Origin of the sequence: Paenibacillus sp. FSL H7-0323, from assembly GCF_038002725.1 — a bacterium.
Classification (GTDB): Bacteria; Bacillota; Bacilli; order Paenibacillales; family Paenibacillaceae; genus Paenibacillus_AQ; species Paenibacillus_AQ odorifer.
Map to the genome: position 1 here is coordinate 1,165,202 of NZ_JBBODB010000001.1, position 25,182 is coordinate 1,190,383.

26 protein-coding genes are annotated in these 25,182 nt (G+C 39.3%); 20 read left to right on the forward strand and 6 right to left on the reverse strand.

All coding sequences use genetic code 11. The features are described from left to right. Position 1 precedes the first annotated feature (1 nt). Positions 2–898 (reverse strand): LysR family transcriptional regulator, encoded by an 897-nt coding sequence (locus MHH89_RS05565; RefSeq protein ID WP_076125828.1) that lies wholly within the window; start codon positions 896–898, stop codon positions 2–4. A 133-nt stretch (positions 899–1,031) separates the two neighbouring features. Between MHH89_RS05565 and MHH89_RS05570 the strand changes: the two genes are divergently transcribed. The 5 genes from MHH89_RS05570 (at position 1,032) to MHH89_RS05590 (ending at position 4,264) form a co-directional block, all read left to right on the forward strand. Further along, positions 1,032–2,261 carry an MFS transporter gene (locus tag MHH89_RS05570; RefSeq protein WP_076125825.1) on the forward strand — a complete coding sequence of 410 codons (1,230 nt, stop codon included), beginning with the start codon at positions 1,032–1,034 and terminating at the stop codon, positions 2,259–2,261. A 56-nt stretch (positions 2,262–2,317) separates the two neighbouring features. Beyond that, the gene (locus tag MHH89_RS05575; protein WP_076125824.1) at positions 2,318–2,719 is read left to right on the forward strand and encodes an NUDIX hydrolase; all 402 of its coding nucleotides are present in this window, start codon (positions 2,318–2,320) and stop codon (positions 2,717–2,719) included. 190 nt (positions 2,720–2,909) lie between these two features. Beyond that, the gene (locus tag MHH89_RS05580; RefSeq protein WP_076190424.1) at positions 2,910–3,335 is read left to right on the forward strand and encodes a DMT family transporter; all 426 of its coding nucleotides are present in this window, start codon (positions 2,910–2,912) and stop codon (positions 3,333–3,335) included. Between the two features lie 31 nt (positions 3,336–3,366). Continuing rightward, entirely contained in the window at positions 3,367–3,825 is a 459-nt protein-coding gene (locus tag MHH89_RS05585) for a DMT family transporter (RefSeq protein WP_076125820.1), read from the forward strand. Between the two features lie 121 nt (positions 3,826–3,946). Continuing rightward, the gene (locus MHH89_RS05590) at positions 3,947–4,264 is read left to right on the forward strand and encodes an iron-sulfur cluster biosynthesis family protein (protein WP_076125818.1); all 318 of its coding nucleotides are present in this window, start codon (positions 3,947–3,949) and stop codon (positions 4,262–4,264) included. Between the two features lie 101 nt (positions 4,265–4,365). Here the strand turns inward: MHH89_RS05590 and MHH89_RS05595 are convergent, their stop codons facing one another. Next, the gene (locus MHH89_RS05595) at positions 4,366–4,974 is read right to left on the reverse strand and encodes a TetR/AcrR family transcriptional regulator (RefSeq protein WP_076190423.1); all 609 of its coding nucleotides are present in this window, start codon (positions 4,972–4,974) and stop codon (positions 4,366–4,368) included. Between the two features lie 257 nt (positions 4,975–5,231). Here MHH89_RS05595 and MHH89_RS05600 point away from each other — a divergent pair, with 257 nt between their 5' ends. The 8 genes from MHH89_RS05600 (at position 5,232) to MHH89_RS05635 (ending at position 14,103) form a co-directional block, all read left to right on the forward strand. Beyond that, positions 5,232–5,999, forward strand: coding sequence for an SDR family NAD(P)-dependent oxidoreductase (locus MHH89_RS05600; RefSeq protein WP_341086532.1), 768 nt, complete (start codon positions 5,232–5,234; stop codon positions 5,997–5,999). Between the two features lie 211 nt (positions 6,000–6,210). Then, entirely contained in the window at positions 6,211–7,011 is an 801-nt protein-coding gene (locus MHH89_RS05605; RefSeq protein WP_076190421.1) for a GNAT family N-acetyltransferase, read from the forward strand. Between the two features lie 35 nt (positions 7,012–7,046). After that, the gene (locus MHH89_RS05610) at positions 7,047–7,730 is read left to right on the forward strand and encodes a response regulator transcription factor (RefSeq protein WP_076125811.1); all 684 of its coding nucleotides are present in this window, start codon (positions 7,047–7,049) and stop codon (positions 7,728–7,730) included. Further along, complete coding sequence (locus tag MHH89_RS05615) at positions 7,731–8,732, forward strand: sensor histidine kinase (protein WP_076280684.1); 1,002 nt, start codon at positions 7,731–7,733, stop codon at positions 8,730–8,732. It begins immediately after the preceding gene. 95 nt (positions 8,733–8,827) lie between these two features. Further along, positions 8,828–9,511 (forward strand): ABC transporter ATP-binding protein, encoded by a 684-nt coding sequence (locus MHH89_RS05620; protein WP_076125806.1) that lies wholly within the window; start codon positions 8,828–8,830, stop codon positions 9,509–9,511. Further along, a complete protein-coding gene (locus tag MHH89_RS05625) occupies positions 9,508–12,111 on the forward strand; it encodes an ABC transporter permease (RefSeq protein ID WP_341086533.1) in 2,604 nt (867 codons plus the stop codon). Before MHH89_RS05620 ends, MHH89_RS05625 begins: the two co-directional genes overlap by 4 nt. A 143-nt stretch (positions 12,112–12,254) precedes the next feature. Continuing rightward, complete coding sequence (locus MHH89_RS05630) at positions 12,255–13,649, forward strand: protoporphyrinogen oxidase (protein ID WP_076280682.1); 1,395 nt, start codon at positions 12,255–12,257, stop codon at positions 13,647–13,649. Positions 13,650–13,836: 187 nt separating this feature from the next. Continuing rightward, entirely contained in the window at positions 13,837–14,103 is a 267-nt protein-coding gene (locus MHH89_RS05635; protein ID WP_038570858.1) for a CD3324 family protein, read from the forward strand. A 191-nt stretch (positions 14,104–14,294) separates the two neighbouring features. On the opposite strand, the gene MHH89_RS05640 is transcribed toward MHH89_RS05635, so the two are convergent. Then, positions 14,295–15,098, reverse strand: a complete 804-nt coding sequence (locus MHH89_RS05640) for a DUF2935 domain-containing protein (RefSeq protein WP_076217525.1) — start codon at positions 15,096–15,098, stop codon at positions 14,295–14,297. A 325-nt stretch (positions 15,099–15,423) separates the two neighbouring features. Between MHH89_RS05640 and MHH89_RS05645 the strand changes: the two genes are divergently transcribed. Continuing rightward, positions 15,424–15,975, forward strand: coding sequence for a GNAT family N-acetyltransferase (locus MHH89_RS05645; protein ID WP_076125801.1), 552 nt, complete (start codon positions 15,424–15,426; stop codon positions 15,973–15,975). Positions 15,976–16,165: 190 nt separating this feature from the next. On the opposite strand, the gene sleB is transcribed toward MHH89_RS05645, so the two are convergent. Next, on the reverse strand, positions 16,166–16,807 hold the full coding sequence (gene sleB, locus MHH89_RS05650; RefSeq protein WP_076125799.1) for a spore cortex-lytic enzyme: 642 nt from the start codon (positions 16,805–16,807) through the stop codon (positions 16,166–16,168). A gap of 175 nt (positions 16,808–16,982) precedes the next feature. On the opposite strand from sleB, the gene MHH89_RS05655 reads away from it, so the two are divergent. Next, the gene (locus MHH89_RS05655; RefSeq protein WP_076308528.1) at positions 16,983–17,534 is read left to right on the forward strand and encodes a YdhK family protein; all 552 of its coding nucleotides are present in this window, start codon (positions 16,983–16,985) and stop codon (positions 17,532–17,534) included. A 91-nt stretch (positions 17,535–17,625) separates the two neighbouring features. Here MHH89_RS05655 and MHH89_RS05660 read toward each other — a convergent pair whose 3' ends face one another. Together MHH89_RS05660 and MHH89_RS05665 are read right to left on the reverse strand one after the other, a co-directional pair. Next, positions 17,626–19,260: an MDR family MFS transporter gene (locus MHH89_RS05660; protein ID WP_076276465.1), complete on the reverse strand. Its 1,635-nt coding sequence runs from the start codon at positions 19,258–19,260 to the stop codon at positions 17,626–17,628. A 29-nt stretch (positions 19,261–19,289) separates the two neighbouring features. Further along, complete coding sequence (locus tag MHH89_RS05665; protein ID WP_340012582.1) at positions 19,290–19,718, reverse strand: MarR family winged helix-turn-helix transcriptional regulator; 429 nt, start codon at positions 19,716–19,718, stop codon at positions 19,290–19,292. A gap of 205 nt (positions 19,719–19,923) precedes the next feature. Here MHH89_RS05665 and MHH89_RS05670 point away from each other — a divergent pair, with 205 nt between their 5' ends. The 5 genes from MHH89_RS05670 (at position 19,924) to MHH89_RS05690 (ending at position 25,046) form a co-directional block, all read left to right on the forward strand. Then, positions 19,924–20,412: a hypothetical protein gene (locus MHH89_RS05670; protein WP_076184536.1), complete on the forward strand. Its 489-nt coding sequence runs from the start codon at positions 19,924–19,926 to the stop codon at positions 20,410–20,412. Between the two features lie 129 nt (positions 20,413–20,541). After that, positions 20,542–21,603 carry an AAA family ATPase gene (locus tag MHH89_RS05675; RefSeq protein ID WP_076190418.1) on the forward strand — a complete coding sequence of 354 codons (1,062 nt, stop codon included), beginning with the start codon at positions 20,542–20,544 and terminating at the stop codon, positions 21,601–21,603. 2 nt (positions 21,604–21,605) lie between these two features. Continuing rightward, positions 21,606–23,405: a vWA domain-containing protein gene (locus MHH89_RS05680; RefSeq protein WP_076280376.1), complete on the forward strand. Its 1,800-nt coding sequence runs from the start codon at positions 21,606–21,608 to the stop codon at positions 23,403–23,405. A 36-nt stretch (positions 23,406–23,441) separates the two neighbouring features. Beyond that, positions 23,442–23,903, forward strand: a complete 462-nt coding sequence (locus MHH89_RS05685) for an NUDIX hydrolase (RefSeq protein ID WP_076125878.1) — start codon at positions 23,442–23,444, stop codon at positions 23,901–23,903. A 72-nt stretch (positions 23,904–23,975) separates the two neighbouring features. Next, on the forward strand, positions 23,976–25,046 hold the full coding sequence (locus MHH89_RS05690; RefSeq protein ID WP_076280679.1) for a stalk domain-containing protein: 1,071 nt from the start codon (positions 23,976–23,978) through the stop codon (positions 25,044–25,046). Positions 25,047–25,182: the final 136 nt, after the last annotated feature.

A 25,182-nucleotide genomic window follows, 5' to 3' on the forward strand; every position in this document is an offset into this window, starting at 1 on the left:
CTTAATTATATTCATGAGGTTTACTAAAAAAATCCACAGCAAATTTCCGGAAATGTATAGCTGCTTGCGATAAAAAGTGCTTTCTGCTCCATGCGATGCCAAAAGAGCGTTGACATAGTGGTTCTGTTATTTTTAATTGAACAATTTCTGTATTTTGACTTCTTCTGCCTAAGGAGAGAGGGAGGGTGAAGGTGATTCCTAGTCCCATTTCTACTAGGGTTTGAATGGCGCTTACTTCTTCAAGCTCAAACGTAATTTGAGGTTCAAATCCAGCTTGTCGGCAAAATTCATCTGAAATTTCACGGAAATTATATCTAGAAGATAAAGAAATGAAATTCTCACCTGCAGCTTCTATCAAAGAAATACTCTTTCGATTAGCAAAGCGATGATTCTTGGGCACAGTTAAACATAATTCTTCTTCTGCTAAGGTATGCCACTCGATATCTGGTCCGGTAACAGGTGTAGATGATATGCAAAAATCAATCGCTGCACTCTCTAGATCATTTCTCATTTCTAACGCAGAGCCGAGCTGACGTTGGATGATCCGTACATGCGGATGAAGGGTAAGAAATTCTTTTAGTAAAGTGGGCAATACATACGGGAGTGTGGCCGCAATGGAAATTACACCATGTTCAAGTCCAGCCATATCTGTGAGCTCACGCTGTCCTTCTTCAAGTTCCATAAAAGCTTGCTCGACACGTTGCAGATAGGTTTTTCCGAATTCGTTCAATTTTATATTTCTGCCTTGTCGCTCGAATAAGGGAACACCTAAGTTTTTCTCTAAACGCTGTATGGAATTACTAAGGGAGGGCTGAGATACATTTAATTCTTTTGCGGCCTTAGTCATGTGTTCATGGCGTGCAACTGCCTGAAAATATTGAAGCTGAAGGAATTCCATAACAAAAACCTCACTTTACTTATAACTCTAATGTGATCTATCGATCATATAATATGTATTTTACTTAATTAATTTTCAGTCCTATACTATTGTAACATATAAAAAGTTATAGGTAGGATGGAGAGAGTCTGTTGTGATTAGAGAGAAAATATGGACCCGGAATTTTATTGTTGTTTGCTTAAGTAGTTTTTTTATGTTCCTGACCTTTTACATTCTGGCAACTGCATTCCCGTTATACGTAAAGGAAAGCTTACACGGGAATCAGCAGCAAATGGGGTTAGCGATTACTATCTATGTAATAGGGGGAGTTTTGATCCGTCCTTTTTCGGGACAATGGGTCGATAAATTCGGCAAAAAGAAAATGGCGGTTATTGGGCTAACCATATTTCTAATCGCCTGTATTGGTTACTTCGGATCTAATGGAATTGTATTATTCCTGGTAATTCGTTTCCTACACGGAATGAGTTATGCTGTTGCCTCGACAGCTACTAGTACAATAGCCTCGACGCTAATTCCTTATTCACGTCAAGGAGAAGGCATCGGTTATTTTAGCATGTTTATGAGCATTGCTATGGTCATTGGACCCGCATTGGGTCTTTTTCTCTGGAAAGATGAGAATATTAATGTACTACTGTTAGGCGTGTGTGTGATTGCCGCTCTCTCGCTGTTATTCACGTTAGGTGTTCGGATGCCAAAAGAAGATAAGGCTAACGTTATTGAAGCTGTTAAGAAACCTGCTAAGACGCGAAAAGGGCTTCGCTGGAGAGACGTAATCGAGCCGAAAGCCTTGCCGATATCACTTGTCGGATTTACGCTTGCTTTTTCCTACAGCTCCTTGTCTGGATTTATAGCTTCTTTTACGAAAGAAATTCATCAATCACAGCTTACTGGTTATTTTTTTGTGGCTTTTGCAATTATGATTGTATTGTTTCGCCCGGTTATAGGTAAAGTATTCGATAAATATAATGAGCATATTCTCATCTATCCCGGAATTCTAATCTTCGCCGTTGGATTGCTTAGTTTAAGTCAAGCTCGGTCTGGTTTGATGTTAATGATGTCTGGTGTCATTATGGGAATTGGATATGGTGCACTTATGCCATGTTTCCAGACTCTTGCGCTTAAATTAGCGGCTAAAGATCGTAGAGGTAGTGCGAATGGGACCTTTTTCTTGTTATTTGATTTGGGTTATGGAGCGGGCTCGTATTTCATGGGTTTAATTGCTTCTTATACGGATTACCGAATGATGTATGAGGTTGCGGGGGGAGTAACACTTCTTTCTCTTGCTGCGTACTATTTGCTTCATCATGTACCTCAGGCCAAAGCTAAGCTGCACATACAAAAATCAAATATAGACGTTGTATAAATAGATGGTCTTGGCTGTATGATATAATTATTAGAAAAAAATATGGGGAGAACTGTATGACTACAATCATTGATAAAATTGCATGGATTCATATTCAGAATGGACAAGTTTTGTGTGCGCGTTCCAAAGGGAAAGATACCTATTATTTGCCTGGAGGAAAAAGAGAAGCTGGAGAAACAGACGAGGAGACGCTCGTGCGCGAAATCGAGGAAGAGATCTCTGTTCGTATTAAACCAGAAACCATCTCCTATTTTGGAACCTTTGAAGCGGAAGCTCACGGTAAAGCTGAAGGCGTCATAGTAAAAATGACATGTTATATCGCGGATTTTGAAGGTACACTTAGTCCTGCGTCGGAAATTGAAGAGTTATCCTGGTTATCTTATAAGGATCGAAATCGTGTTTCAGTCGTTACACAGATCATTTTCGATCAATTGCATGAGCATAAATTACTTTCCTAATCCACAATTTAAAGTTCTGAAAGCCCGTTTTAAGCCTAAGAGATGGCTTGAGGCGGTCTTTTTTTTGAAAATATACGAAAGGCTTATAGGGGCAACAACATCGTTTATTTTGCTTTGGGACAGATGTCCTTTTTTAAAGGCCTGAATTGCTTTTTAATATGTAAGAGATCGAAGTTGAGGAGAGAGAGAAATGAGAGGAATTATATTTGCGTTTTTAGCGGGGGCTTGTATCACTCTGCAAGGAGTATCTAATGCTCGAATTAGTCAAGATATTGGGACTTGGCAAGCTGCGACAATTACACAGTTAACAGGATTTATCATGTCGTTACTAATCCTTTTATTTGTTAGAGATGGGAAATGGCAAGGATTAAAAGAAGTAAAACCATTATATCTAATTGGCGGATCTTTTGCCGCAGTCGTTATTTTCAGTGAAGTCACTGCCATTCAACAGATTGGCGTTACTTTTACTATATCGACATTGCTCATTGCACAGCTATGCTTGACCTTCTTAATTGATATTAAAGGCTGGTTTGGGATGGAAAAACGACAAATGAGACTCCCACAGTTTATTGGAATAGGGTTGATGATTGCTGGAGTAGTGATTTTGAAATTCTGAGAATACAATCAACAACTGGAGGAGTTACGTTATGATTTTAGGGTTAATATTAGCGCTTGTCGCGGGTTCATTCGTTAGTTTACAAAATATTTTTAATACGAAGGTTAATCAAAAGGTTGGATCTTGGGCCACAACGACGTTAGTATTAGGGTTGGGTTTTCTGGCTTCCTTTATTATGAGTCTTATCTTTGAAGGCGGCCGAATATTTACTTTGCGAAATATGGAGCCTTGGTACTGGATCAGCGGATTGATCGGGGTGGGTGTAGTAATCTGTCTCGTGCAAGGCACCAAACGTCTTGGGCCAACCTATGCGATCTCGATCGTATTAATCTCTCAGCTTGGGTTTGCTTTATTGTGGGATTCCCTCGGCTGGTTAGGGCTTGAAAAGGTTCCATTCACCTGGAAGCAGTTGGTCGGAGTACTCGTGATTGTTGGCGGTATTCTAGTGTTTAAGCTAGGGGGTGCCCGGGAGACTCAAAAGTCGGCTTAATTTATCCTCAGACTCATGTTTGTCAAAATAGAAGTGATGTCAGTCACACGAGAGTGAAAGCAAATCAATCTATACTTTGGGAAAGTAGTAACTCAATTATAAATAAGGAGCAGATCATCCAATGTTCATACAATTGAACTCTCTAACTACAGAAAAGTTAAATGAAAACCTTGGTGAACGACCAGGTTATTTTAAATTGTTCTTCGATACAGAGGGCTGTGGTTGTAATGGCGTGATCGTAATTCAGATTATTAGTGAACCCCATGCTACAGATATTGAAGTTCAGAAAGAGCCCTTTACTTTTTTTGTGGACCGTCAACAGGAATCTTTATTTGATGAACAGATGCGACTTGAAGCAGATGAGAATTACCCGTCATTCAGATTAAGTAGTGATTCGGGCCTGTTAGGAAGCAATATTCGAGTAAAAGATATTCGCTGAGTAGAGCACTGCTACACTAAAAACCAGAGCATTTGAGATCATCTCTCAATGCGCTGGTTTTTTAAATTTCGTTCCTATATATGGCACTTGCAATTCGTTTCTTACCCATTGGATTTTTTCATAAAAGCTATATGGTCTATTTTGCTGTTCACCAGTGTAATTAACTGTTCTGCCATGTAGCTCGCCGAATATTTGAAATTGACTTCAGCCCAGTGCATAATGACACCTACTGTAGCAGACATTTGGTAACTCAACATAATTTCATAATCCACAGGAGCAGCATCAGCTTCTATCTCAATTCGCATATCCTCACGCATGGATTCCCGTAAACGGTCGAACAGTTCAACAGTCATTTTCCCTCGTTCCACTGCGGATAAGGCTAAAAACTCCGCTTTATGCCCCTCAATATATTCGAACAGCTGCAGAATGGAAGGGAAGACCTCCGTTGCCTCAATACGTTCCAATCCCTCATAAGGGTCTAATAGCGCCTCTCCTATACCCTGTAGAAATTCATCATGTATTTCCTTAAGCAAAGCCTCTTTACTCTCAAAATGTTTATAAAAAGTCCCTCGATTGTAATCCGCTCGATTAGTCACGTCCAATATCGTAACTGAATCATAGCTATTTTCCAATATTAGCTCAACGAATGCAGATTTCAGAGCTTGGCGTGTTCTTCTGGTTCTTCTGTCTTCATGTTCTTCCTGTATCAAAAAAACTACCTCCAGCTATGATCTTTTTATCGTTCATTTATAGTTCTTACTTTAAAAGTAACAAAAGATCAGCTAATGTTCAAGATTTAGACATAAGTAAACACGTAGAGCAAGTATGTTGGTTAGGCGACATTACTTAAAATTCTGATTATTGAACAGGTTAACTAATGGGGTGTACTCTAGTAATAGAGATAGGTTATCCCATCTCCTAAGACTATAATATATAGCCAATTCATAACAAAGGATGCGAACATACAATGAGTGAATCATATGTAAAAACTGCTGTAATTACTGGAGCTGCAGGTGGAATCGGTAAAGAGCTTGCCCGTCGATTGTCTGATCGTAAACTGAATCTTGTACTTGTCGATCTGAATGAAGAAGCGATAAAAAATGTCATCCAAGATTTAGGCTTAAATGAAACTAACTCTTTAGCTGTAGCTGCGGATGTCTCTAATGAAGAAGACGTTCAGAATTATGTTAATAAAGCGGTAGAGAAATTTGGAACCATTGATTATTTTGCAAACAATGCCGGAATTGAAGGTCCAGCAGGTCAAATCGAAGAGCTTAACGTTAAAGCACTTGATCTTGTATATAACGTCAATGTACGTGGTGTATTTCTTGGACTACATTATGTAATTCCTGTGATGAAAAAACAAAAATCAGGTGCTATTCTGAACACTTCTTCTCTGGCAGGACTCATGGGTGCACCAGGTATGGCCCCTTACATTATGTCTAAGCATGCTGTAATTGGTCTGACTCGCGTAGCTGCAAATGAGCTTGCACCACTTGGTATTCGTGTAAATGCGGTACTCCCAGGAACGATCAATACACAAATGATGCGTAAAATTGAAAATAATTTTGGAAGCGCAGAAGAATACAAGGTAGCTAACGAAGCTGCAACACCTATGGGACGCTACGGAGAACCGCAAGAGGTTGCCGCTGTGATGAACTTCCTTCTGTCGGATGAGGCTTCATTCGTAACGGGTTCTCTATATACAGTCGACGGTGGTATGATAGGTCAATAATGCAAGCTGATTTCGATCATTAAGGATACTCCAAATAAAGGATTGGGCCTGTGCGTCAAGCATTGGGTCCAATTCTTTTTTATTTAGGATACCCGGATCGGATTTTATAATAAGCAATTTGCTGAATTATCTTATAGAATATACAAAGGGGATTTAATCTTTTTAAGTATTGATCAGTGATTTAGATAAATTGTTGGCGAGGAGTGTTCATATGCATGAATTATCTCAACAGGATTTTAATGAAGTGAAACCGTTACTTACAGGTGCTCCTATTCATCCTGAAATTCTCTCCATTATCGAGGGAAATAATCCGGGCTGGATTTTTGTAGATCAACTTGTAACACCAAAAAGCGCGTTGGTATGGAGTAAGGGGATGCAAGGATTTTATATTATAGGCGATCACACCAATGAGTTATTTATTAAGAGCTTAGATAGTTATATATCCAGTCATATTGCACCGAGGATGAAAAAGCTTGGGCTGGAGTATTTTGAAGTCTCAGGTCAACACAATGAATGGAATCTGGCATTGATGTTTCCTTCTAGGAAGCTATATCCTTTTGAACAAATGGTGTTCAAGTTATTCCACAAGCCCGTTGAGTCCCTTAATAATGCGATTAGAATTATAAATCTTAAAATGCTGGACTGGGAGGACTTAGATCTAAAGAATATAGAATTTGTACATGATAATATTGATTTATTCTGGTCATCGAAAGAAGACTTTAGGGCAAAAGGCTATGGATATGCTGCTGTTGAGGGAACTGAGATTATGGGTGTATGTTATTCTAGTTTCGTTACGGAGGATACACATGCTATCGGAATTGAAACTCTCTCCAAGTATCAGAATAGAGGAGTGGGGACTCATTTAGCGGCCTTAGTAGCGGAGGATATACTTACAAATGGTTTTACACCTTACTGGGACTGTTCATTAGATAATGAAGCTTCCCGAAAGCTAGCGCTCCGTTTAGGATTTCAGCAAATTCATCAATATAAGTGTAGTGCTTTTTCAATATGACGGTTTCGCAAATTATTAGGTTAGGATGAACATTGATGAGAATATTGCTCGTAGAGGACGATAGAACGATTGCTTCAGGACTTGAATATTCCTTGCAGCAGGATCATTTTGAAACTATTTTATGTTATGATGCAACCTCTGCTAGGAGGGTGTTGGCGGAGCGGTTATCTGAAGTAACACTTTGCATTTTTGATCTCTCTCTACCGGATGGCAGCGGATATGATCTGTGTAAGATCGTGAAGGAGCGGAGCGATATTCCGGTCATCTTTTTAACTGCGATTGATGACGAAGTTAATGTAGTGATGGGACTTGATATGGGAGCAGACGATTACATAACTAAGCCATTTCGGATTCGCGAGCTGTTATCACGCATTAAATCGGTGTTAAGGAGATATAACAAGCAGGCTCAAACTCCATCTAATTTTGAACTAGAGAATATACGGATTAATACGCTTGAAGGAAAAGTTTATAAGAACGGCGATGAAGTTCTGCTAACAGCATTAGAATATCGTCTGCTTCTGATATTTGCTAATCATGTGGGACAAGTCCTTTCCAGAAATCAGCTGTTAGAGCGGATTTGGGATGTCGCCGGAGAATTTGTAAATGATAATACATTGTCTGTGTATATTAAACGCTTAAGGGAAAAGTTAGAGGATAACCCGCAAGAACCCACACTGATCAAAACAGTACGCGGTTTAGGGTATAAGGTTGGTGATTAGATGTTACGAAACAGAGAATTTAGATGGTTATTACTAACGATGACTACGATCAGCCTTCTGGCGATTATAGGAACGGCATTTATTTCATCAGCAGCGATGGGGATCACGGCGGTAACTTCAGTTCTGCTTATAGGTTGTTGTTTATTATTTACCCGCTGGAGATACCGCGAAATTGAGAAGCTTTCAGGGTATCTACGTCAAATTAGCAGCGGTAATTATTCGCTCGATGTTCGTGATAATCAGGAAGGCGAGCTTAGTATCCTGAAAAATGATATTTATAAGGTGACGTTGATGTTATCGGAGCAGCGTTTGCTTTTGCAAGAGGATAAAATAAAGCTTACCAATGCGATCTCCGACATCTCCCATCAGCTCAAAACACCACTTACCTCCATGACCGTGATGGCAGATTTATTAAGCGATCCTGATCTGGACGTTGAGAAAAGAATAGAATTTACGCGGAAAATCAGCCTTCAGCTCGATCGGATTGGCTGGCTGGTTTCTTCATTATTAAAGTTCTCAAAGATCGATGCCGGAACCATTCAATTTAAAAAAGATTCAATAACAGTAAAGAAGCTTGTTCAGAAATCTATGGAGCCCATACTGATTCCAATGGATATAAAGGAGCAACGGATCCTAATCGAAGGTGAAGACGCTACCTCATTCATAGGCGATTACAATTGGACAACTGAGGCGATGATTAATATTCTGAAAAACTGTGTAGAGCATACACCTGCTGGGGGAGAGATTACGATTTCTTTTGCAGAAAACACGCTGTTCACGGAAATTGTCATTACTGATAATGGCAAAGGAATTCCTAAGGCAGAGATCCCCTATATTTTCAAACGATTCTACAAGGGTACAAATGCAAACGAAGACAGCGTTGGAATCGGACTTGCCTTGGCGCAAAGTATTATCACTGAACAAAACGGCACGATTGATGTGGTGAGTGAAGTAGGAAAGGGGACACAATTTCGGATCAAATTTTACAAGCAAGTGATTTAACACTTATGGCTTAGTGACTAGAATGTCACTTAAGAGTCACTGAAGAGTCATTGTAGACAGATATACTGATCTCATCAACAAATGGGGGTCTAACAATGGATATTTTAAAGATTGAACATCTGTCTAAAACATATGGTAAAGGCGAGACCGCAGTAAAGGCTCTGGATGATGTATCTTTTTCAATTAAAAAAGGTGAATTCGTAGCGATTATTGGACCATCCGGCTCAGGAAAATCAACGATTCTGCATTTATTAGGTGGGGTGGATAGACCGACAAGTGGTAAAGTATTTGTAGATAACACGGATATTTATGATTTGAATGAAACACAGCTGGCGATCTTTAGACGCAGACAAATTGGTCTTATTTATCAGTTCTATAATCTCATACCGGTGCTGACGGTTGAAGAGAATATCACACTTCCGTTGCTGCTCGATCAGCATAAAGTGGATAAGAAGCAATTTGCAGATACCGTGAAGGCGTTAAATTTGGAAAATCGTTTAAACCATCTGCCGAATCAGCTATCAGGCGGACAGCAGCAGCGGGTATCCATAGGCAGAGCATTAATTAGTAACCCTGCAATTATGCTGGCAGATGAGCCAACTGGTAATCTTGACAGCAAGAATAGCAGTGAAATTATTGAATTATTAAAAATGTTTAATAAAACGTATAATCAAACACTGATTGTGATTACTCACGATGAACGTATTGCCTTGCAAGCAGATCGGGTTATTACTATTGAAGATGGAAGGATCGCTAAAGATGAGGTGATTCGTCCGTGAATATCGTAAACAAATTAACTATAAGACATTTGAAACAGAATAAGCGAAGAACATTGGTAACTATCATTGGAGTTATCATTTCAGTAGCTATGGTAACGGCTGTGGCGACGTTAGGTTTTTCTTTTTTGGAATTAATGAAGAAGCAAAGTATCTCTACAAATGGAGAATGGCATGTCCAATATAGAAATGTTACTAAAGCTCAGCTCAAAGCGATAGAAACAGATGATGCGACAAAAGCCCTAGTGATCTCCAACGATCGTGGCTACGCCCCTTTAGAGGGTGGGAAGAATGAGAATAAACCCTATTGGTATATCAAGGAATATAATGCAGCTGGTTTTAAACAATTCCCGATTGAACTGCTGGAAGGTAGACTCCCGAAGACAAACCACGAAGTAGTCATTTCTGAGGAGATTGCAAAGAATGCAAAAGTCTCTTACAAGATTGGTGAAACTTTAACGCTTGATGTGGGTGAACGTGTCACTAGCGATGATGAAAATAGTGGCCAACCCCTATCTCAGAATGAACGATTACGGACTGAAGAGGATACCTTGCTTGAAAAGATTATTCATAAAAAATCAATGAACTATACGATTGTGGGAGTGATAAAACGTCCTACTTGGGAACCAACATGGTCTCCGGGTTATACTGCCATAAGTTATGTGGATGAAAGCATGATTGGAGCAGCTGAAAAAACCACAGCGACGGTTGTATTAAAAAAGGTGGACAGCTCCATATACAAGCATGCAGAGGAATTGGCAAAAGAAAATAAGATCGAGTCGATCTCTTATAATAATAGTCTGCTCCGCTATTATGGTGTGACGAATAACGATGGCTTACGTAACACACTTCTTTTATTGTCAGTAATTATTATGGTTGTGATTATCATTGGTTCCGTTTCTTTAATCTATAATGCTTTTGCGATCTCTGTCTCGGAGCGTGCACGTCATTTAGGGATGCTCTCCAGTGTAGGGGCTACAAAGTGGCAAAAGCAGAATTCAGTGTTTTTTGAAGGAATGATTATCGGTTTAATTAGTATTCCAATCGGGATCATTTGCGGTATAGCAGGCATCGGGATCACTTTTATGTTTATCAATTCGATGATTAAAGATGTATTAGGGATAACTGAGAGATTAATGTTGATTGTTACACCTCTGTCTCTACTAACCGCTTGTTTAGTTTCAATACTGACAATTTTTATATCCACCTATCTTCCAGCCAGAAAGGCTTCAAAGATCTCGGCAATTGATGCGATCAGACAAACAACCGATGTTAAGCTCTCAGGTAAAGCGGTGAAAACATCCAAGTTCGTGCGCAGATTGTTTGGTATTGAAGCAGAAATTGGTTTGAAGAATTTAAAGAGAAATAAACGCAGGTACCAAGCAACCGTGTTCTCACTTGTCATTAGTATTGTTTTATTTTTATCTGTATCAGCGTTCACTTCTAATATGAGAAGATCGGTAGAACTCTCACAGGATGGTTTGAACTATGATATCCAAGTATATATGGGGACTGAGGACGCTCAAAAAGTGGACCGGTTGACGAACTCGATATCCAAATTACCTAATATAACGGAATATAATGTGACTAAGGAACTCAGTGTGAGTTCATGGATTGATGAGAAAAATATGGCAAAAGAATTGCAAGAGATTGTGCAGGCGGATAAGAGTGTTCTAAAGAACGGGAAATATCCTTACTATATTCAGATCTATGCACTAAATGAACAGAGTTTGAAAACCTATGCAGAAGCGGTCGGTATAAATTATGAACAACTAACGAAGCTTGATCAGATGACTGCTATTGTGAATGATACGGTTACCTTTGAGGATGAGAAAGCTAAAAAAATTGTTGAGACCAAAGCTTTTCACTCTGAAGTCGGCCAAAAGCTTGAGCTTATTTATACGGATTGGGATACCAAAAAAGAGACGGATTTATCACCAGTAAAAATTGTCGCTCTAACTGATAAACGTCCAATGGGAGTACATTCAGCAATGGTTGGTGGAATAAACATCATCGTCTCTGAACAAGTCTTCGATAAACTAACAAATGATGCGATGAGCAAAGATATTCAAAGCCGGCTTAACTTGAACAGCACAAACCCATTAGCAACACAACAAGCCATAGAGGAAATGAAAGAGCGGAATATCTATGTTCAAAATGTGTATCAAAATAGACAAAATAGTGAGCAGATGATCATGTTAATGTCTATTTTCACCTATGGTTTTATTGCTTTGATTACTTTAATATCAATTGCGAATATTTTTAATACGATATCAACTAGCATATCTCTTCGTAAAAGAGAGTTTGCGATGCTGAAGTCTGTGGGCATGACGCCAAATGGTTTTAATAAAATGATTAATTACGAAAGTGTTTTTTATGGAATAAAGTCACTACTATATGGGCTTCCGATTAGTATCGTTATTATGTACTTGATTTATAGATCAATGATGAGCAGCTTCTCTTATGGATTCACACTTCCGTGGATGAGTATCTTGTGTGTCATATTGGCAGTGTTTATCATCGTTAGCGCAGCTATGTTATATTCAAGCTCAAAAGTGAAAAAAGAGAACATTATCGATGCATTGAAACAGGAAAATATATAACTATTAGCCCATCATTGCCGCGTTTAACGCGGCTTTTTTGTGTCATATCTGACACGTTGGTATGTAAATTCTTATAAATTCCTATGATATAATGTACACAATTGAATTGAACAGATTATAACCACGAGGTAGGTGTCAACGAATTGAGAACAGTTGTCGTGATTGGCGGGGGAATTACTGGATTGTCTACCGCTTACTATTTACAGAAATCTATAGAGCATAACAAGCTAGATGTAAAAATCATTTTGGTTGAAGCCAGCGATAGACTGGGCGGCAAAATCAGAACACTAAAACAAGAAGACTTCATTATGGAGTCTGGGGCAGATTCTATTGTCACTCGCAAAACGAATGTTGCACCTCTGATTGAAGAGTTGGGTATTCAAAATGAGGTTGTATATAACGCGACAGGAATATCCTTTATTTATACAGAAGGTAAACTGAAGCAAATTCCTAAAGATGCAGTCTTTGGCATTCCGCTCAGTATGGAGTCGCTTGCTACAACAGAACTGATCTCAGCTGAAGGAAAGGTTGAAGCACTCAAAGATTTCTACACTCCCAATAATAAGTTTACGAAAAACGATTCCGTGGGTGATTTTCTAGAAGCATTCTTTGGAAAAGAACTTGTCGAGAAGCAAATTTCACCGGTTCTTTCAGGTGTATATTCCGGGAAGCTAAGCGAACTTACAATTGCCTCAACGCTGCCTTATTTGATTGATTATAAGAATGAATATGGCAGTATTATTCAAGGCTTATCCGCAAATAAAGCCAAATTTCAAGGGAATGGTGATAAGAAGTTCATGTCATTCAAGGGAGGTGTATCTGCCTTGATCGACTCTATGGAAGAACATCTTTCTAATTCGGAGATCATCAAAGGGATTCGTGCCGAAAGAATTGAGAAGCGTGGAGAGCAGTACCAGGTAACTTTGGCAGATGGACGAATCATAGACTCCGATGTTGTCGTACTTGGAACGATGCATTCTACTGCACAAGCGCTACTTCAAGACGAAGAACTAAATGAAGATTTCAATCAGTTATATAATAGTTCTATGATTAGTGTATATTTAGGATTTGATATCCCCGACAGTCAGCTGCCTGCGAATGGCACAGGGTTCATCACTGCCAACAGCGATGATGTTCTATGTAATGCGTGTACGTGGACAAGTCGCAAGTGGGAGCATACGTCAGGACAACAGCGTCTGCTTGTCAGACTCTTTTATAAAAGCTCAAACCCTCATTATGATTCGTTGATCAAGCTATCTGAAGAGGAACTATTGAAGGTGGCTTTGAAAGATATACAGACCAGTCTCGGGATAACAGGACAGCCAGCTACCTACGATGTGACCAAATGGCATGATGTAATGCCAAACTACCATAAACTTCATCATCAAATTGTAGTATCCTTAGAGAAGAAGATGACAGACAGGTATCCTAATGTTATCCTTGCTGGATGCTCCTATTATGGTGTAGGCATTCCAGATTGTATTGCGAATGGAGAAAAAACAGCAGAGCGTATTTTGGAACAAGTAATTTCACATTAAAAAGGAGGGTGTACAATCGTGAGAAGATTAGCGATCAGCTCTATGCAAAGTCTAGACTTATAAACAACGGCGGTTGTTTGTATAGAGCGAAAAATTGATTTTACCGCTAGTGCAGTGTGCATGGGTTGTTTAAAGAATAGACTTTGCTACCTTCAAACTCATAAAAAGTTTAAGGAGCAGAGCGATTATGAAATATGTAAATGCAGATACGATTTTCCCAAAAGAATTATTAGAGGAAATTCAGAAATATATCAACGGGGGTATGGTTTATATCCCTAAGCCTGAAGAATCACATGTAAAATGGGGCGAAAAGTCAGGGAGCAGAAAATACTTAAGATCTAGAAACATCGAAATCTGTCTAAGGTTTGCTGTGGGTGCAACGGTTGACCAGCTTTCAGATGAATATTGCCTATCTAGGGATAGTATTAAGAAAATTGTTTATTCAAAAAAATAGCTTATCATCCAAAAAAACCACGTTAGAGGAAACTCTGACGTGGTTTTTGGAGTTTAATTATAATTCATCCATCTTTTTATTTGCGGCATTAATAGCTGTACTAGAAACCTTTGTTTTGTATAGTGCTTCTTTCATCATTGTCATTGCTTCTAATTGCAACTTAATCGCTTTTAAATTGATTTCATGTAATGCTATACGATTTGTTTATTCATATTCAAAGAGGCTTCAAATGCATCAATTATATACAGGAATCGTTCTGCTTCCCGGAATACATGATCCGCAAGCAATGGATGGATGATGCTCTTTATTCGGCATTCCTCAATAAGATCACGTGCCGTTTTCTTAAAGTCACGGAGAGATTTAACTGAGACTTTATTCTCGTCAAGTTGCTGACTGAGCAGGGGTTTGGTTTGGGATTGAGGACGCATGGAGCTAAGATCAATAGCTTGATACAGCAAAACATCAAAGTCATGGCTGAAATTTCTTGCTTGTTCAACAAGTTGACGTTCAGAGGGGTCCAATAAATGACCAATAAATTTAGCATGGTCTGCCATTATACGTAGGAAGAATACATTTTCATTAATAATTGCGTCTGATAAAAGATCTAACCTACCTTGATTCAGTTCTTCCAGTCGATTTCGAAAATAGTTGGCTTCCCTACTGACATGATCCACTAATAAGGGGAAGTTCGTTCCGCCTGGAAGCTTACATTGTAGAATTAGACCTAGTATTTTTCTTTTAAACGCCCAGATATGTGAAGCTGCACTATGAACTTCCTCATTAAACTTCCGTATTACAGCTGGATCAGAATCCACAGTAAATCCGAGTGATCTATTCTCTATGGCTTCGAATGTGACATAGAATTGGTTTGCTTCATTAATTAGTTGCGTGTCTTCACAACGAAACCCTAATTTAAGAAAAAAAGAGTGTTCTTTCATGATTCGTGACCAGAATCTTATTTCATCTAGAGATCTCGAAACAAAAGGATCCGGCATATCTGAGCGCACCTCCCATTTTTATACAATTGTAATATGCGTGAGGTTTGTACTGTATCCGCAAAAGTTAAGACGAGTATATAGAAGTACAGTAGGTACGGTTAACTTAATTATCAAATATAAATGGTGACATTATATAAAAATTAATTCTAATCGAATATGGCATATAACTAGAGCGAGGTCGTAATTATACTAAAAAAGAAGTGACATTAGACAAGAACTTGTGGAGGTATGATGGAGATTAAGCTTGTTCCAGTAACCATAATATTTTAGTGATCTCCATAAATATATTCAGGAATTCGACAGAAGGTAGGGAGGGAACGACATGAATATCACAATCACCTTAACTGACAGTGCCTCGAAGTTTATTATTAACAACCTTTACCCACTATACTTACACGATCTATCAGAAATATGGGGGACGATTCCTAATCGATACGGGGTATTCGAGGAGGACGAGACACAGTCACTGCAGGAACAGAATAAAGTCTTCGACATTTGGTGGGAGAAAGCTGGCATTTTGTATCCTTATTTAATAAAAGAAAATGATATTCCAATAGGGTTTGCATTAGTTGCTACACCACCATATACTCCGTCTGCTTGTGAATTCTATTTGAATGAATTTTTTATTCTACGGCCTTTCCGTGGTAAGGGGCTCGCTGAATATGCGGCTAAGGAAGTCTTTAAGCTTCATTTGGGTAACTGGGAGCTACAAACGAATCCCACGGATACAAATAGGAGAGCACAGCATTTTTGGAGGAAAACTTTAAAAGAATACACTGGGGATAGTTATTTAGAGGAATGCGGGAAGTCATATGATGATGAATTAAAGATGATTTTTACATTCAATAACCAATCAGAATTATCGAATCCATAAAAGGGGATTTCGAAGTTATGTTTAAGAATTCATTCCTAAAAGCAAAAGCTTATAAGTACAATTCACTGCAATATTTGGTGGCTTTAGTGCTTGAAATGGATACTAACACAACCGAATAGGTTTAATAATAAAAGCCGATCTAACTATCGTAGTTAGATCGGCTTTTGTTGATCTTAGCTATTTGATGTAATTAACTCGCAAATATATGCTTACCAATTTTTAAGTTTTGCGGACGTGACCAAATCCATGCACTAGTTGCTGTATCGGGATTGAAATAATAGATTGAATGGTTTGTGGGGTCCCAACCTCGAACAGCATCAAGAGCAGCTAAATAAGCTGTCTGATTTGGTGTAAGCCAATACTGGCCGTCAGATACGGCTGTGAAAGCTCCTTTTTGGAATACAACTTCTTTAATATTGTCAGGAAATTGACTAGATTGTATACGATTCATGACTACTGCACCCACTGCAACTTGTCCAACATAAGGCTCACCGCGAGACTCACTGTAGATAACTTTAGCCAAAATATCCATTTCATTAATATTAAGTGTGTGTTTTTTTAAAATATTCCAAGTTTTTGTCCCCGAAATTCCATCAGCGCTTATGCCATAGGCCTTTTGAAATTTAGCAACCGCTGCTTTCGTTTGTGATCCGTATACCCCATCTAAGGGCTCAGTATAGAAATCAAGGGTTTTTAATCTATATTGTAGATCCCATACATCTCCTGAAGAACTTCCTATGGTTAATAGCGGAGCTGCATTAGCAGAACCGATCATAGTAGCCATGCTCACCAGACCCAAAAGAAGCAACAAAGTGAATATTTTAGTCTTCATTATAGTAGCCTCCTTTCAGAAAACATTATAAATATAGTTTAATCATTGAGACAACACTCATTTAATGGAAAATAAATTACTGTTTTACAAACTGTAAATCCTTAGTTCCGTTTGTGATTTTCTGAAATGGGTAAAATAATACTTATAGGCAGATAAAATTTCGGAGGTCTTTTATATGAAAAAGCAATTATTTCTACTAGTCGTCGCAGCTGCTTTCAGCTTAAGTGCTTGTAGTAATGACAATAGCTATGGCAATCAGATGTCTTCTAACGATACACAAATGGAACATAACTCACATTCAAGTTCAGGTGAAGTTCCAAAAGATCTGAGGGTAGCGGAGAATCCTACTTACAAAGTAGGAAGTGAAGCTGTGATCCAAACTGACCATATGGAAGGGATGAAGGGAGCCATTGCGACAATTGTGGGAGCTTATGAGACGACAGCATATAATGTTTCCTATAGACCTACTACAGGAGGTCAACCGGTCACAAATCATAAGTGGATTATTCATGAAGAAATAAAAGAAGCAGATGATATATCCTATCAACCAGGCTCAGAGGTTATTATGGAAGCTGATCATATGAAGGATATGAAGGGTGCAACGGCTCAGATTAACTCAGCAGAAAAAACCACTGTCTATATGATTAATTACAAACCTACTACGGGTGGAGATGAAGTGAAAAATCATAAGTGGGTAACAGAAGATGAGCTTTCACCTGTAAAATAATAGATCAACACAAAAACTGCAACTTACTCAGTTACGCATGAGTACGTTGCAGTTTTTGTTGTTTTATAGTCAGCTTCAAAATAATTTGCGGTTAGGCTTTATCCACTGCAAGTTTTGAAGATTTCATGTTTGACAGGTCCTGTTCAGCTTCTTCAGGAACTGGCATTTGGTTAGAAGTACGAAGTGGAAGCTCCTTCAGGAAGAAGACAAGCACGAAAGCTACAACAAGCACAATGGTTCCGGTTAAGAACACGGATGACAATGTCTGTCCTAAAGCATCACGGATACCCTCAATCATTTGTAAGAAGACAGGCTGTACATCGGCTGGCAGACTAGCTTGAGTCTGTTCAAGCAATGGTTTGTTCATTAATGCCTGTGGATTAGCGAAGGAGAGCATTTGCTCAGCAAGTTTTGGATCTATCTGTGTGAAATCCGGTGCTGATGACGATTGCAGAGCTTCCTTCAAGTTTTTAGTAAGACTATTGGACATAACGGTACCCATGACTGCGATACCGATCGTACCGCCTAAATTACGGAATAATTGTGAGGAGGCCGTTACTACACCCAGTTCGGTGTGTGAAACCGCATTTTGAGTAGCTAGTGAGAATACTGGCATCCCCAATCCTAACCCAAGACCAAACACAATCATACTTAGGACAGCCATCGGTACATTATTCATAAATACCATAATTGTCATACCGGCAATCATAATGGGTATTCCAATTAATGCGTAACGTTTATACTTCCCTTTTTTCGCCATCTTTTGACCGGTAAGGGCACTGGCTACAACCATAACGATCGACATTGGCATAGTAACATACCCTGCATATGTCGCGGAGATCCCCAGAACACCTTGTACGAAGAAGGAAAGATAGATCATAGCTCCCATCATACCGAAGTTCATAATAAAACCAATAATATTAGATATGGTAACTACACTATTCTTAAATAGATGAAGCGGGAGTATTGGATTTTTAGCTTTGGATTCGACAAAAATAAAGAGAAGTGCCGAAACGACTGTTCCCGCCAACAGGCCGAGAATTTGCGAAGAACCCCAATCATATTCTGTACCTGCCCAGGTGAAGGCAAGCAGTAGAGGAACGATGGTAGTTGTCATTAACAAGGAACCTAAATAGTCGATGCTGGTTGACTCTCCGCGTTTGCCTTTAGGAAATAAGGTAAGAATCATCACGAAGGCCACTACACCAAGCGGTAGGAAGATCCAGAACAGCCAATGCCAATCCATATTGTCAATCAAAAAGCCTCCAAGCGTTGGTCCAAGCACACTGGAGAAACCGAATACGGCCATCATCAACCCCATCCATTTACCACGTTCACGCGGAGGGAATAAGTCACCTACGGCAGTAAATGCGGTGGATTGAATAATACCTGCACCTACCCCTTGAATCCCACGATAAATGATAAATTGATAAACATCGGAAGATGTTCCTGTCAGAAAAGCCCCAACCATAAATAATAGAATACCTGCTAATAGAAAGGGTTTACGTCCGAACATATCAGATAACTTACCGACAAGAACGGTTGCTATTGTTGATGTTAATAAATAAATGTTAATAGTCCAAGTATAGTAATCCATGCCATCAAGAATTGCGATTATACGCGGCATAGCAGTACTTGTAATTGTCTGATTAATCGCTGCGAACAGCATTGCAGCCATAATAGCTATCATAATACTAAGTTTTCGTTTGCTGGATAAATGTTCCATTCGATTGTTTCCCCGCCACTTTTTAAATTTTATCTCTTGTCTAAATCAGAAATTATTACTGCGAAAATTCTTCTTAAATGCTCAATATCTTCATCGGGCAGTATCTTAAAGTAAGATTCCATAAGTTCTTGATGGCGTTCCTGCACCTCTTTAATCGTTGCTGCTCCTTTCTGCGTAATGGTGATGTGTACCACTCTTCGATCATCCTTGGCGCGTTCCTTATTTACGTAATCTTCAGCGATTAATTGGTCTGTTACGCCTGTAATTGCTGCTGAGGTAATACCAAGAGCTGCAGCAATCTGTGATACGTTTTGTGGACCGTTCTTAGATAAAGTCCTGAGGGTTTTGAACTGTGTAATATTTAGGGGGTAGTCTTGTTTGTTCCAATCTTGAGAGATTCCTTTTAAAAAGGATTTGAACATAGTAGAAATCTGAAGAAAATCTTCATTATTAGCCAAATCACGCCTCCTAAAGTTATGAAATAGGGCGGAATAAGTAATTCCATTAAATTTTAGATAACAACTAAATGATTAACTACTTAATTATTAAAGCGTGAAACAATATATCATCCTTTTTTATATCTCGTCAAGAAAAGGTTTGTTTTTTCGAATGAAATAGAGTGGGTTGATAATATATATAGGGAAAGGATCGGGGGAGTTTATATTGAGAGAATGGGTTAAGCATCAAGATCCAAACAATAAGTACGGTGCAAAGTTCACTTTAGGCGATAGAGATGTAGAGTTACCCCAAACGGCGATTATCTCAGTAACACGAGGAGAAAATTTCAATATATTCAGAATTATGATTAATGGAACTATTAATAATTTCGTTAAGAAACAACTTCAGAAAAATGAAAATCTCCTATATGCCGAGCTCTCTGGACAACTTCAGGGAGGTGTCGGGCAGACTATAACGGTGTGGAAAAAAGGAAGCTCCATGAATAATTTCAGGAAAAAAGGTGCACATAAATTTGCTATGAGATTTTTTTCATGGGTTTTTTATGGCGGGAAAGTACAGGCTTACTTTTTAACATGGAAAATCTCAAACTCAATTCCTGAAGATAATGAAATTAAAGAAATAGTGAAAAAATATGGGAAACATTATGACGGTGGGAAATTATTAAAATCTGCGCAACAACCTCCCCTGATATAAATAGTAACCCTCGACTTAGGATGTGGGGTTATTCATCTGTTGTTGAAGTTCGTTCCTGAGCTAATGAATTATTTGTTATACTGTGTATAGTTATCGTTATTATCATTTCATTAAAAAAGGAGCATTTATTTGAATCTAGCAACGCCTGTAACACCTATTCAACTTATGCAAGTACTTCTAAACGTTTCTGTGATTCGCCCTGTTTTTATCTGGGGGGCGCCTGGTATTGGGAAATCTTCGCTAGTAGAAGCTTTTGCTGATCAGGTGGGTCTTCCTTGTGTGTCTCTATTAGGTTCTCAATTAGCACCTGAAGACATCATTGGAGTCCCGCAAATCGTTAACGGTAAGAGCCAATTCTGTCCTCCAAAAATGATTGCTCGGGATGAACCTTATTGTTTGTTCCTGGACGAGCTTAATGCCTGTTCTCAAGAAGTGCAAAAAGCTTTTTATAGTCTCATCCACGAACGCCGCATAGGCGATTATCACCTACCTGAGGGCTCTATAGTAATAGGAGCTGGTAACCGTGCACAAGATAGTGCAATTGTTAAACCTATGTCCTCCGCGCTTATCAATCGGATGTTCCATATACAGTTAAATGTATCGTTTCAAAATTGGATCTCTTGGGCATATGAGCATAACATTCATCCTATGGTTATTGAATATCTGGAATTGCGTCCCGATCATTTGTGGAGTGCACCTCCAAAGACTGAAGAGCCTTTCTCCACGCCACGCTCTTGGCATATGCTTAGTGATGCACTACATGAGTTTGGCGATGATATAAATGCGGATACCGTGGGGATTTTAGCGAATGGTTCACTGACACCTGCTCACGCCACACAATTCAGGGCTTTTTATAAAAATCTAACTGGAAAATATGAACTTAATCAAATTATAGATGGTAAATCCTCATTTCCAACGGCTCCAGAAGATCGGGATCTCCTGTATTTCCTGGCGCAATCCTTGCGTGCCCAGATTATCAAAGAACTCCCTCCGATTAAAGATAACGTACGAGATGGACATCGCCAATTTGCACACACTGTTAAAAAGCTGATTAAAGACTTGTCCGTCATTAGCTTTGAAATTGCACAGCTAGTAGTTGCTAAGCAGGAGCAAAGTGATAATATTCCAGATTGGTTAATGGTTGAAATTGTACGTGATTTACCACGTCTTGCAATAAAAGAGCGGGGGTAAATATGGCTAAAAAAACAACTCCAGATAATCCCGCTTTGAAAAATTTTAATGAAGCATGTTCGTTAATCGCGGATCATCCTATTTTTGCGCCGTTATCTGTTCGAGCTTCGATTATTCATAATGAAAATAGTCCCTATCCTGAAGACGGCTGGGCAATTGTCACTAATAACGGTTATATTTACACTCATCCTAAACGGCGTGGCGAGGTTGCTGAATGGATGTACGTTTTGGCACATTGTTTTCTTCATTTAGGTCTTGGACATTTAAAGATTAAAGAGAATCAAGTGGCGTGGAACGTTGCATGTGATGTGTACATAGCAAAGTTTTTAAATGACTTGAAGCTTGGGAAAGTACCCGCAGATATGGAGTCGCGAATTGATCTTACAATTAAAGATGAACAACAGCTTTACGAGCAGTTTATGATAAAAGGAATTCCGGACACCTCCAGATATTTTGGGACTGCGGGTGTTTCAAAACTGGATATGAATGTTAGAGAAACCACCAAAAGATACTGGGGAAAAGCACCGGATTGGGAAGCCTATTTTGCTTATGGGTTATCTAATGCTGTGACGAATGCAGTAAGTGTTGCTGGAGGCCATGCTAATACTATTAGTGACTCTGCACTTTCATTAACCGCTCCACAACGTGCAAAACGATGGTTTATGGACAGATATCCTTTATTAGGTGCGCTTGCCGCCGGCTTTGAGATTATAGAAGATCCAGCGATATGTCGGCGATTTGATATTTCCATAGCTGCCATTGACGTTATTGAGCGCAAAATATTTATGAACCCTGCAGCCGGACTAAACGATGAGGAGTGTATTTTCGTGATGGCGCATGAGCTTCTGCACGCGGGGCTTCAGCATCACGAGCGATGTCTTGGCCGGGATCATTATCTTTGGAATGTGGCTTGTGACTACGTAATAAATCTATGGCTAGTAGAAATGAGTGTAGGGGAGTATCCGCGAATTGGACTCTTATTAGATCCTGAGCTTAAAGGTTTATCTGCTGAAACGATTTATGATCGTATGGTCGGAGATATCCGCACTTATAAGAAACTGGCAACCTTGAGAGGGAATGGACTTGGTGACATTTTAGATAACGGTTCATCAAGTTTTTGGGATGCGAGAGAAGGACAGACACTAGATGATTTCTGTAAAAATGCTATGCAACAAGGACTTATGTATCATGAAGAGCATAGTCGCGGTCTTTTGCCATCAGGCCTAGTTGAAGAGATTAGAGCGCTGGGCCAGCCACCTATTAAATGGGATGTAGAGCTTGCTCGTTGGTTTGATCATTATTTCTCACCGCTTGAGAAGACCAGATCTTATTCACGAATTAGCAGACGTCAATCTTCTACACCTGATATCCCTCGACCACAGTGGGTTCATAGCGGTGCTGCAGATGATGGCCGTACTTTTGGAGTTATTTTAGATACCTCAGGCTCAATGGATAAAAAGCTTCTGGCCAAAGCATTAGGAGCCATTTCAAGTTATGCGCAGGCTCGTGATGTTCCTTTTGCACGGATTATCTTTTGTGATGCTTGTCCTTATGATGCAGGTTACATGCCCCCGGAGGCTATCGCGGATCGGGTACAAGTGAAGGGAAGAGGGGGAACGATCTTACAACCAGCTATTGATTTGATTCAACAAGCTGAGGATTTTCCGAAAAAAGGACCACTTCTAATTATTACAGATGGTTATTGTGACAAGCTGACCCTTAAAAGAGACCATGCTTATATTTTGCCCAAGGGAAATGACTTACCTTTCTCACCCAAAGGACCTGTATTCAGAATAAATTAAGGCTTAGAATAAATTTAGAGCGAGGTAACAATGGATATGAATCCCCCCAAACATATTCTTTCAGCAGCTACAGTTGTATTCAATGATCAAGAAGAAATCTTATTAATAAAAGGTCCACGTAGAGGATGGGAGATGCCAGGCGGACAGGTTGAAGAGGAGGAGTCCCTTATAGAAGCAGCAATCAGGGAAGCCAAAGAAGAATCGGGCATTGATATAGAGATTAATAAGTTCTGCGGAGTTTTTCAAAATGTTGATCGATCTATTTGTACTAACCTATTTCTAGGGAAAGCCATCGGCGGCGAACCTGCTACTAGTTCCGAGAGCTTAGAAGTTGGGTTTTTCTCGATAGAACAAGCATTGGAAATGGTCACATGGAAAAACCTCAGACTGCGGCTGGAGTATTGTCTAAATGATGAGGTGCAGCCTTTTTACGTAGAGTTACGGGGTACAGAAGTTGAGGAAATTATATTTAAATTAGAAAACCAGCAAACTTTTTAGAGGTCCTCCTGCGTCCTAGCTAATGAGTGTCATCGGAAGGCACTTATAAATAGAGATGGAGGATGACGAGATATGAACAAAAGAACAAAAAATCTATTTAAAATGAGTGCAGTTGGATGTGTAGCCATTATGGGAGTGAGTGCAGCTTCTTTACCGGTTCATGCTATGGTTTCCACACAAGTAACAGCTAATGTTTCTGCGGCTTTACCGTCGAAAGCACCAGTCCTTGCTGGCATAAAAGTGCAAGAAAAAGTACTTAACACAACAAGTAAATACCTGATTGCAGATTTAAAAGTACCACAGCTAACAGGAATGCTGGATACTCATTATCAAGATGAACTGAACGATATTATCCTCTCTCATGCTGAAAAGGATCTGGCACAGTGGGAGAAAGACGCCGCAGAAATGGGCAAAAAAGCACAGGCTGATCAAATGGAATTTCATCCTTATACTCTTTATATTACTTATGATCTGAAATCAGATGGAACAGGTTCTCCAGCAGGCGTTATCTCCTTGACTGTTACTACTGAAGGTTCTGAAGGTGGAACAAGCATGCCGCGGATCGATACTTATAATGTGAAAAATATAGCTGAGGCAGAACCTGTTGCGCTAACGGATCTACTGGGCGCTAACTACAAAGAGAAGCTCGATGCAGACATTCTGGCAGCGATTAAAAAGGATTCAGATAAATATTTCTTAGAAGAGTACACAGGAACTTCAACTGAGCAGTCGTTCTATATCGATAAAGGTAACTTAGTAATCGTATTCCCTAAATACAGCATTGCGCCAGGTTATGTAGGTTCACCAGAGTTTCGGTTCAGCTTAAATCATAGTTCAACGGATACAACTAAGCTTGATTTGAAAAAAGTAGCTACTTTCACGAATAAGAAAGGCGTGCTCATGGTATCGCTTCGTGATGTGGCCAGTCAACTAAACTATGAATTGAAATGGAATCAGTCTACCAAAACCGCTGAGTTGATGAAAGGAGCACAGTGGACAAGTGTTACGCTTAACAAAGATTCATACTTCTTCGCAAAAATGACTCCTAAAGCTTTAGGTGCCGCACCTGTTCTGCAAGATAACAAAACCTATGTACCTGTTCAATTCGTATCAGAAATTCTTCAGGTTGAAGTTCAGAAATAACCATTTAGAAGTTTGTGAAAGTAGTTTGATTTATTAAAAACATCCCGCAGGGTAATTCTTGCGCGGGTGTTTTTTTTACTTTTGATAACAGATTAGCCAGTTTAAAGAACTTTTTGAGCTGCTCCTGCGTCCTGCC

Bases quoted from the DNA above. Each gene is read 5' to 3' on its own strand.
- MHH89_RS05565 (WP_076125828.1), bottom strand. From the start codon at position 898: ATGGAATTCCTTCAGCTTCAATATTTTCAGGCAGTTGCACGCCATGAA.
- MHH89_RS05575 (WP_076125824.1), top strand. From the start codon at position 2,318: ATGACTACAATCATTGATAAAATTGCATGGATTCATATTCAGAATGGA.
- MHH89_RS05580 (WP_076190424.1), top strand. From the start codon at position 2,910: ATGAGAGGAATTATATTTGCGTTTTTAGCGGGGGCTTGTATCACTCTG.
- MHH89_RS05585 (WP_076125820.1), top strand. From the start codon at position 3,367: ATGATTTTAGGGTTAATATTAGCGCTTGTCGCGGGTTCATTCGTTAGT.
- MHH89_RS05590 (WP_076125818.1), top strand. From the start codon at position 3,947: ATGTTCATACAATTGAACTCTCTAACTACAGAAAAGTTAAATGAAAAC.
- MHH89_RS05600 (WP_341086532.1), top strand. From the start codon at position 5,232: ATGAGTGAATCATATGTAAAAACTGCTGTAATTACTGGAGCTGCAGGT.
- MHH89_RS05605 (WP_076190421.1), top strand. From the start codon at position 6,211: ATGCATGAATTATCTCAACAGGATTTTAATGAAGTGAAACCGTTACTT.
- MHH89_RS05610 (WP_076125811.1), top strand. From the start codon at position 7,047: ATGAGAATATTGCTCGTAGAGGACGATAGAACGATTGCTTCAGGACTT.
- MHH89_RS05615 (WP_076280684.1), top strand. From the start codon at position 7,731: ATGTTACGAAACAGAGAATTTAGATGGTTATTACTAACGATGACTACG.
- MHH89_RS05620 (WP_076125806.1), top strand. From the start codon at position 8,828: ATGGATATTTTAAAGATTGAACATCTGTCTAAAACATATGGTAAAGGC.
- MHH89_RS05635 (WP_038570858.1), top strand. From the start codon at position 13,837: ATGAAATATGTAAATGCAGATACGATTTTCCCAAAAGAATTATTAGAG.
- MHH89_RS05640 (WP_076217525.1), bottom strand. From the start codon at position 15,098: ATGCCGGATCCTTTTGTTTCGAGATCTCTAGATGAAATAAGATTCTGG.
- MHH89_RS05645 (WP_076125801.1), top strand. From the start codon at position 15,424: ATGAATATCACAATCACCTTAACTGACAGTGCCTCGAAGTTTATTATT.
- sleB (WP_076125799.1), bottom strand. From the start codon at position 16,807: ATGAAGACTAAAATATTCACTTTGTTGCTTCTTTTGGGTCTGGTGAGC.
- MHH89_RS05655 (WP_076308528.1), top strand. From the start codon at position 16,983: ATGAAAAAGCAATTATTTCTACTAGTCGTCGCAGCTGCTTTCAGCTTA.
- MHH89_RS05660 (WP_076276465.1), bottom strand. From the start codon at position 19,260: ATGGAACATTTATCCAGCAAACGAAAACTTAGTATTATGATAGCTATT.
- MHH89_RS05680 (WP_076280376.1), top strand. From the start codon at position 21,606: ATGGCTAAAAAAACAACTCCAGATAATCCCGCTTTGAAAAATTTTAAT.
- MHH89_RS05685 (WP_076125878.1), top strand. From the start codon at position 23,442: ATGAATCCCCCCAAACATATTCTTTCAGCAGCTACAGTTGTATTCAAT.
- MHH89_RS05690 (WP_076280679.1), top strand. From the start codon at position 23,976: ATGAACAAAAGAACAAAAAATCTATTTAAAATGAGTGCAGTTGGATGT.